This window comes from Pseudomonas izuensis, from assembly GCF_009861505.1.
Taxonomy (GTDB): domain Bacteria; phylum Pseudomonadota; class Gammaproteobacteria; order Pseudomonadales; family Pseudomonadaceae; genus Aquipseudomonas; species Aquipseudomonas izuensis.
Genome location: NZ_WTFT01000030.1, coordinates 1 through 8,063, shown reverse-complemented (window position 1 = coordinate 8,063; position 8,063 = coordinate 1). Strand labels below are relative to the sequence as shown.

The following is an 8,063-nucleotide window of genomic DNA, read 5'->3' as shown; positions in this document are numbered from 1 at the left end:
CTGCTCGCGATGGCGTCGACGCGGTTACGGATCAGCCCTCGGGACTGAGCATCAACACCGCCAACGGCGGCAAGTTCAGTACCAGCGACAACGCCTGACCATGGCTCGGCGCTTGCTCGGTAGACACCCCGCCACTGTTGCCGTAATTGGACCCGGCATAGATCGACGAATCGCTGTTGAACAGCTCCGTCCACTGCCCGGCGAACGGTACGCCGACGCGATATGCCTCACGGGGCACCGGGGTGAAGTTGGCCACCACCAGCACCGGCCGACCTTCCTTGCTCCAACGTAGCCAGGCATAAACACTGTTCATGGCATCGTCGCCAATCAGCCACTGGAAGCCTTGCGGTACATCATCCTGCTCGTGCAGCGCCGGTTCCTGGCGGTACAGGCGATTGAGGTCGCCCACCAGTTTCTGCACACCCTTGTGTTCCGAATATTGCAGCAGGTACCAATCCAGTTGCTGATCGTGGTTCCACTCGCGCCACTGGCCGAACTCGCAGCCCATGAACAACAGTTTCTTGCCCGGATGCGCCCACATGAAGCTCAGATAGGCCCGCAGGTTGGCGAATTTCTGCCAGCGGTCGCCGGGCATCTTGTCGATCAGCGAATGCTTGCCGTGCACCACTTCGTCATGGGAGATCGGCAGGATGAAGCGCTCGGACCAGGCGTACACCAGGCCGAAACTCAGTTCGTTGTGATGATGGGCGCGGTACACCGGATCCTGCTGGATGTAATGCAGCGAATCGTGCATCCAGCCCATGTTCCATTTGTAGGCGAAGCCCAGGCCGCCCTGTTGGGTACTTTGACTGACTCCCGGCCAGGCCGTGGACTCTTCGGCGATCACCAGCGCACCCGGTGCTTCCAGCGCGACCACGTCGTTCAGGTGACGCAGGAAGTCGATAGCTTCGAGGTTCTCCCGTCCGCCATGGCGGTTCGGCACCCATTCACCGGCCTTGCGCGAATAATCGCGGTACAGCATCGACGCCACCGCATCGACCCGCAGGCCGTCGACGTGGAAGTGCTTGAGCCAATGCAGCGCCGAAGCCAGCATGTAACCATGCACCTCGGTGCGCCCCAGGTTGTAGATCAGCGTGTCCCAGTCCTGATGAAAGCCTTCCTGCGGATTGCCGTATTCGTACAGCGCGGTGCCGTCGAACTGGGCCAACCCGTGAATATCGGTCGGGAAATGCGCCGGTACCCAGTCGAGGATCACGCCGATTTGCGCCTGGTGGCAGGCGTTGACGAAGGCTGCGAACTCATCGCCGTTGCCGTATCGGGCACTGGTGGCGAATTGCGAGAGCAATTGATAACCCCACGAACCACCGAACGGGTGCTCCATGATCGGCATCAGCTCGATGTGGGTGAACCCCAAGTCTTTGACATAGGGAATCAGCCGCTCGGCCAATTCAGGCCAGGTGTACTGGCGGGCGACTTCGCCAAGATCGTCCAGTTCGCATTGCCAGGATCCGGCATGCAATTCGTAAATCGACAATGGCGCCGTGGGGCGATGACGCTCGCCACGGGACTGCATCCAGTCCTGATCCTGCCAGTCGACTTGCAGCGGGGACGCCACTTTCGAGGCGGTGTCCGGCGGCAGGCTCGTGGCCAGCGCCATGGGGTCGGCTTTCAGCGGCAGAATGCCTTGTTTGCCGAGAATTTCGTATTTATAGGCCTCCCCCGCCTGCAGGCGCGGGACGAACACTTCCCAGACCCCGGTGGGATGACGCAGGCGCATCGGGTGACGGCGGCCGTCCCAGTTGTTGAAATCGCCGACCACCGACACGCGCCTGGCATTCGGCGCCCACACGGCAAACCTGACACCCTCGACGCCCTCTACGGTCTTGAGCTGCGCACCGAGGCAACTGCTCAAATCACGGTGATTGCCTTCGGCGAACAAGTACAAATCCATTTCGCCGAGCAACGGGCCGAAGCTATAAGGGTCTTCCGAGATCTGCTCTCCACCGGCCCAGCGGGTTCGCAGCAGATAGGGTTGCGCCCGGTCGAAGTGCCCGACAAACAGTCCGGGGGTCTGGGTCGCTTCAAGGCTGCCCAGCTCCTCGCCGGAGTCCCTGGCCAGCACTTGCACGCTCAACGCGTCCGGCAGATACGCCCGGATGTACTGCCCGCCGGCACCATCGCCATGGGGGCCGAGAATTGCAAAGGGGTCGTGATGCTCGGCGCGTACCAGGGCATCGATATCCCGTGCCTTGGGCAACAGCGCTTCGTTGTGATGATGACCCTGTTCCTTGTTCGAGAAACTCATGACTACTCTCCACCAAGATCGGAAAAGGGTTTGAGCCCACTCAATAACCCGTACAAACCATGCAATGGCACGGTGAGCCAGGTGGGGCGATTCTCTGCCTCATAGGCCACTTCATACGCTGCCTTCTCCAGGCCGAATAACGCCAGCGCGGCGTCCTCGCCCTCAGGATCTTGCCATGCATGGCCAAGCGTAGCTGCCGATTGCCGATAAGCGACCACAAATGCATGTTTTGCTTCATTTAAATAACGATCGGCAACGCGTTGGCGCGCGGCTTGCGCGCCCTCGGTGTTGTCAACGTTGTGCACATTGATCGCCATCGCCGCCGCATAGTCGAACGAGCGCAGCACGCCGCTGACATCCTTGTACGGACTGTGCTTGCCCCGTCGCTCATGCAAGGGTCGCGCCGGCTCGCCTTCGAAGTCGATCAAATAGGCATCGCCCTTGATCACCAGGACCTGCCCCAGATGCAAATCGCCATGCACGCGTATGCGCAAACCGCCTGCCGTCTGTTTCGCCAATGCCTGCACATGGCTGAGGATGGCTTTTTTGTTGTCCAGTATTTTGCTGACCAGCTTTTTGTCCGCCGGGTTCAGTTCGGTTTGATGCTGTTTAAGCAGCTTCAACGCGTGCTCGATTTGCGCCGCCACATCCTTGGCCACCCCCAGCGCATCCTTTTGCGTGGTGACGTGCGGATCGAAGTTCGGATTGTCGCTCGGTGCCGCCAGCACCTGATGCATTTCCCCCAGGCGCTGGCCGAGCATGCCAGCGAAATCTTTCAATTCGCCCAGTGCGTTGTAATGCTGCTCCTGCTCCGACATGGCGTCCGCCAACTCATCGCGCAACGCCCGTTCCAGGTTGTTCTGCGTCCATTCCCAGGCATCGCCCTGATTGCTCAGGTAGCCTTGGGCGATCATCAGCAGGTTGTCTTCGCCGGCCGCATCGCGGCGAACCACCGAACCCAACAGTGGTGAAATATGGCGGAAACCGGCGTTGGTGAGGTACGCGCTCATCTCCAGCTCAGGGTGAACGCCCGACGCGACCTTGCGGATCAGCTTCAGCACCAGGCTGTTACCGACCACCACCGAGCTATTGGATTGCTCGGCCGACAGATAACGCACCTCCGACTCCGCCGTCAGGCCCAGCCGGGCCAGCTCGGTGGTCGGTTCGAAACGGATCTCGCCGCCATCGGAAGGCAATACCGTGCTGTTGTGCATGCCCTGCAACACCGCGCGGATAAAATTTTCCAGGCTGAAGGCATCGGTGATCAAACCGACCTGCGGCCCGCGGCGCACTCTTGAAAGAGCAAGCTGCTGCGGCAGAGCGGTGCCGACCTGGTCTTCGGCAATGAAGCCGAACGGCAACTGGTAGCGGCTGGTCTGGCCGCCGCTGGTGACTTCGATTTCACTCAGCAACACCGGGTGCTGCGCATCACCGAAACGCACACCGTAGGCCAGGTTGACCTGTTCGATGGCCGCGTCCTTGCCGGCGAACCAGCGGCGGTTTTGCAGCCAGTTCGGCAAGATATCCTGCTCCAGCGTGTGGCGTGACGGCACTTCGAGCAATTCTTCCATGCGTTTTTTCAGCACCAGCGTGGTGAAGTCCGGGAGGCTTTGCGCCGGCTCCACGTGCCAGCTCGGCATCTGGTTCTCGGCGGCGAGCCCGAACCAATAGAACCCGTAAGGCGCCAGGGTCAGCAGGAAACTCAACTGCCCGATGGGCGGGAAGGCGTTACCGCCGAGCATCTCCACCGGCACCATGCCGACATACGCCGCCAGGTCCAGCTCTACGGCTTGCGCACTGCGCGAGACGTTGGCCACGCACAGAATGATTTCGTGTTTGCCATCCGCTGCGGTGTATTCGCGGGTATACGCCAACACCCGGCGATTGGTCGGCGAGAGCATTTTCAAGGTGCCACGACCGAACGCCTTGGATTGCTTGCGCACCGTGAGCATGCGCCGGGTCCAGTTGAGCAGTGAATGCGGGTCGCCGGCCTGGGTTTCAACGTTGACGGAGAGATAGCCGTATTGCGGGTCCATGATCGGCGGCAGTACCAGGCTGGCCGGATCGGCGCGGGAGAAGCCGCCGTTGCGGTCGATGGACCATTGCATCGGCGTACGCACGCCATCGCGGTCGCCGAGGTAGATGTTGTCGCCCATGCCAATTTCATCGCCGTAATACAGGGTCGGCGTGCCCGGCATCGACAGCAATAGGCTGTTGAGCAGTTCCACGCGACGCCGGTCGCGCTCCATCAACGGCGCCAGACGCCGGCGAATCCCCAGGTTGATCCGCGCCCGACGGTCGGCCGCGTAGTAATTCCACAGGTAATCGCGCTCCTTGTCGGTGACCATTTCCAGGGTCAGTTCATCGTGGTTGCGCAGGAAAATCGCCCACTGGCAATTGGCCGGGATCTCCGGGGTCTGGCGCAGGATGTCGGTGATTGGAAAGCGATCTTCCTGGGCCAGCGCCATGTACATGCGCGGCATCAGCGGGAAGTGGAACGCCATGTGGCACTCGTCGCCGTTGAGGCCCTTCTTGTCGGTGTCACCGAAATACAACTGCGTGTCTTCCGGCCATTGATTGGCCTCGGCCAGCAGCATGCGGTCCGGGTAATTCGCATCGATCTCGGCGCGGATCTGCTTGAGGACGTCGTGGGTCTCCGGCAGGTTTTCGTTGTTGGTGCCGTCGCGCTCGATCAGGTAGGGAATGGCGTCCAGGCGCAAGCCGTCGATACCCATGTCGAGCCAGTAGCGCATCACCGACAGCACGGCCTTCATGACCTGCGGGTTATCGAAGTTCAGGTCCGGCTGGTGCGAATAGAAACGGTGCCAGAAGTACTGGCCGGCTACCGGGTCCCAGGTCCAGTTGGACTTTTCGGTGTCGAGAAAAATGATCCGGGTGCCGTCGTACTTTTGATCGTCATCCGACCACACGTAGAAATCCCGGGCCGCCGAGCCTTTCTTGGCCTTGCGCGCACGCTGGAACCAGGCGTGCTGGTCGGAGGTGTGGTTGATGACCAACTCGGTGATCACCCGCAAACCGCGCTTGTGCGCCTCGGCGATGAAGCGCTTGGCATCGGCCATGGTGCCGTAGTCGCTGTGAACGCCACGGTATTCGGCAATGTCGTAGCCGTCGTCGCGGCGCGGCGAGGGATAGAACGGCAGAAGCCAGATGGTGTTGACGCCGAGGTCGGCGATGTAATCGAGTTTGGCGATCAGGCCGGGAAAGTCGCCGATACCGTCATTATTGGAGTCGAAATAGGATTTGACGTGGACTTGATAAATGACCGCGTCCTTGTACCAGAGCGGGTCCTTGATGAAAGTGGCTGCCTTGGGTTTCTTCGCCATTTGAAACTCCTGCTCAATTCGAAAATGCCGCTGAACCGGTGCCCCCCTGTGGGAGCGAGCCTGCTCGCGAAGAGGGAGTGTCAGTCACCGCTGATGTTGACTGTCCTGCCCCCTTCGCGAGCAGGCTCGCTCCCACAGGGTTTTGCGCTTATGGGGTAATGCGCCAAATCCCGAACGGCAGATACGCCGGGTCGATCCGCATGAACTGGTACTTGCCGTGCCAGGTCCATCGATGGCCGTTCATCAGGTCCTCGCCCTGGGTGCTGGCGTCATCCGGCAAGCCCATTTCCCACAGCGGCAATTCGAAATTCGCCTCCTGCGGGTTGTGCGGGTCCAGGCTGACCGCCACCAGAATGAAGTTGCTGCCATCGGCGCTGCGCTTGCCGAAGTACAGGATGTTGTCATTCCAGGCGTTATAGATTTTCAGGCCCAGGTGCGTGTGCAGGGCCGGGTTCTGCCGGCGGATGCGGTTGAGCTGGGCGATCTCGGCAATGATGTTGCCCGGCGCGGTGAAGTCCCGGGGGCGGATCTCGTACTTCTCCGAGTTGAGGTACTCCTCCTTGCCCGGCACCGGTGCCGACTCGCACAGCTCGAAGCCCGAATACATGCCCCACAAGCCGGAGCCCATGGTCGCCAGCGCCGCACGAATCAGAAAACCGGCGCGACCGGACTCATGCAGGAAGGCCGGGTTGATGTCCGGCGTATTGACGAAGAAGTTGGGTCGGTAGCACTCGCGCCACGGCGATTCGTTGAGCTCGGCGAAATAGGTCGCCAACTCGTGCTTGGTGTTGCGCCAGGTAAAGTAGGTGTAGCTCTGGGAATAACCGACCTTGCCCAGCCGCGCCATCATCGCCGGCGTGGTGAAGGCCTCGGCGAGAAAGATCACGTCGGGGTACAGCGCCCGCACATCGGCGATCAGCCATTGCCAGAACGGCAGCGGCTTGGTGTGCGGGTTGTCGACGCGAAACAGCTTCACACCCTCCAGGACCCAACCGACGACGATGTCCCGCAACTCAACCCACAGGCTGGGTATCGCCTCGACGGCATAGAAGTCGACATTGACGATGTCCTGGTATTTCTTCGGCGGGTTTTCCGCGTATTTGATCGTGCCGTCCGGACGCCAGTTGAACCAGCCCGGATGCTGCTGCAACCAGGGGTGGTCCTGGGAGCACTGAATGGCAAAATCGAGGGCGATTTCCAGGCCGTGATCCGCGGCGGCCGCCACCAGCCGGCGGAAGTCTTCGCGGGTGCCCAGCTCTGAATGAATCGCCTCGTGCCCGCCTTCGGCGCTGCCGATGGCATAGGGGCTACCGGGGTCGTCCGGCCCCGCCGTCAGGGAATTGTTCGGGCCCTTGCGATAGCTGCGGCCAATGGGGTGGATCGGCGGAAAGTACAGGACGTCGAAGCCCATGTCCTGAATCATCGCCAGTCGCGAGTGCACATCATTGAACGTGCCGTGCCGTGCAGGATCGTCGGTGATCGATCGCGGAAACAACTCATACCAACTGGCGAACTGCGCCAGCTCACGCTCGACGTCCACCGGGTATTCGGGACTCAGGCTCAGGTAAGCACGATGGTCGGCCTGGGCCATCAGTTCGGCGCTACGTTGGTGCAGAAAAAGCGCGATCTGCTCGGTTTCCAGCAGGCTGGACAATTCCTGGTGCAGTGCGGCCAGTTGTTCGCTCAATTGCCCTTCCGCCCGCTCGGCGGCTTGCTTGACCTGAAGGCGACCTTCCTGCAGCTCCAGGCTGACGGGCACGCCGGCCAGGTGCTTCTTTTCCAGCTCATATTGGAAGCTGGCGAACAGGTCGATCCAGGCTTCGATACAGAACACATGGCGGCCCTGCTCCGCGACGCGGAACGCGCCTTGCCAGCCGTTATTGCCCAGGTCGGTCATGACTTCACTGTGCCAGACCTCCTCGCCATCGTGACGCCAGCGCACGCGCACGGCGAGTTTGTCGTGACCATCGGCAAACACCTTGCTGGTCACCACCACGTCCTGGCCCACCACGGCCTTGACGGCGAACTGCCCGCCTTCGAGGGTCGGCAGGGTGTTTTCGATCACGATGCGCGGCAGCAGCAACGCCTGCGACAGCGGAATGTGCGGGTTGTAGCTCAACTCAGTCGGTTTTTCAGCCGTCATCGAGCATCTCTCCTTTACGCCCCAAGGACGCTCTTGTGTCTGATAGTCATCCACATCGGTAGATCCCTCGCCGAATGAACTCACTTAGATTCCGAGCGACACCCGCCGGCAAAAGTTCATCGGCAATTGACCGGAATCAAATCCTTTGCAAAGGGGTCAACCAACTTAAGCACGACTCACGCCATGTGCCACCGGAGACTTGAACAATGACCAATCCATTCCCCGCCGAAACACCCGACCCGAACATCGACAGCCCCGTAATCCCGCCGACCGACCCGCAGCCGGTGCCTGAACAGGACCCACCCGGCAC

3 protein-coding genes are annotated in these 8,063 nt (G+C 61.0%); all 3 read right to left on the bottom strand.

The features are described 5' to 3' along the window. Window positions 1-31 precede the first annotated feature (31 nt). Window positions 32-2,266, bottom strand: a complete 2,235-nt coding sequence (gene glgB, locus GPL81_RS23200; protein ID WP_160108604.1) for a 1,4-alpha-glucan branching protein GlgB — start codon at window positions 2,264-2,266, stop codon at window positions 32-34. 2 nt (window positions 2,267-2,268) lie between these two features. After that, on the bottom strand, window positions 2,269-5,610 hold the full coding sequence (gene treS, locus GPL81_RS23195; protein WP_160108603.1) for a maltose alpha-D-glucosyltransferase: 3,342 nt from the start codon (window positions 5,608-5,610) through the stop codon (window positions 2,269-2,271). A gap of 148 nt (window positions 5,611-5,758) precedes the next feature. Next, window positions 5,759-7,753: an alpha-1,4-glucan--maltose-1-phosphate maltosyltransferase gene (locus GPL81_RS23190; RefSeq protein ID WP_160108602.1), complete on the bottom strand. Its 1,995-nt coding sequence runs from the start codon at window positions 7,751-7,753 to the stop codon at window positions 5,759-5,761. Window positions 7,754-8,063: the final 310 nt, after the last annotated feature.

Bases quoted from the DNA above. Each gene is read 5' to 3' on its own strand.
- glgB (WP_160108604.1), bottom strand. From the start codon at position 2,266: ATGAGTTTCTCGAACAAGGAACAGGGTCATCATCACAACGAAGCGCTG.
- treS (WP_160108603.1), bottom strand. From the start codon at position 5,610: ATGGCGAAGAAACCCAAGGCAGCCACTTTCATCAAGGACCCGCTCTGG.
- GPL81_RS23190 (WP_160108602.1), bottom strand. From the start codon at position 7,753: ATGACGGCTGAAAAACCGACTGAGTTGAGCTACAACCCGCACATTCCG.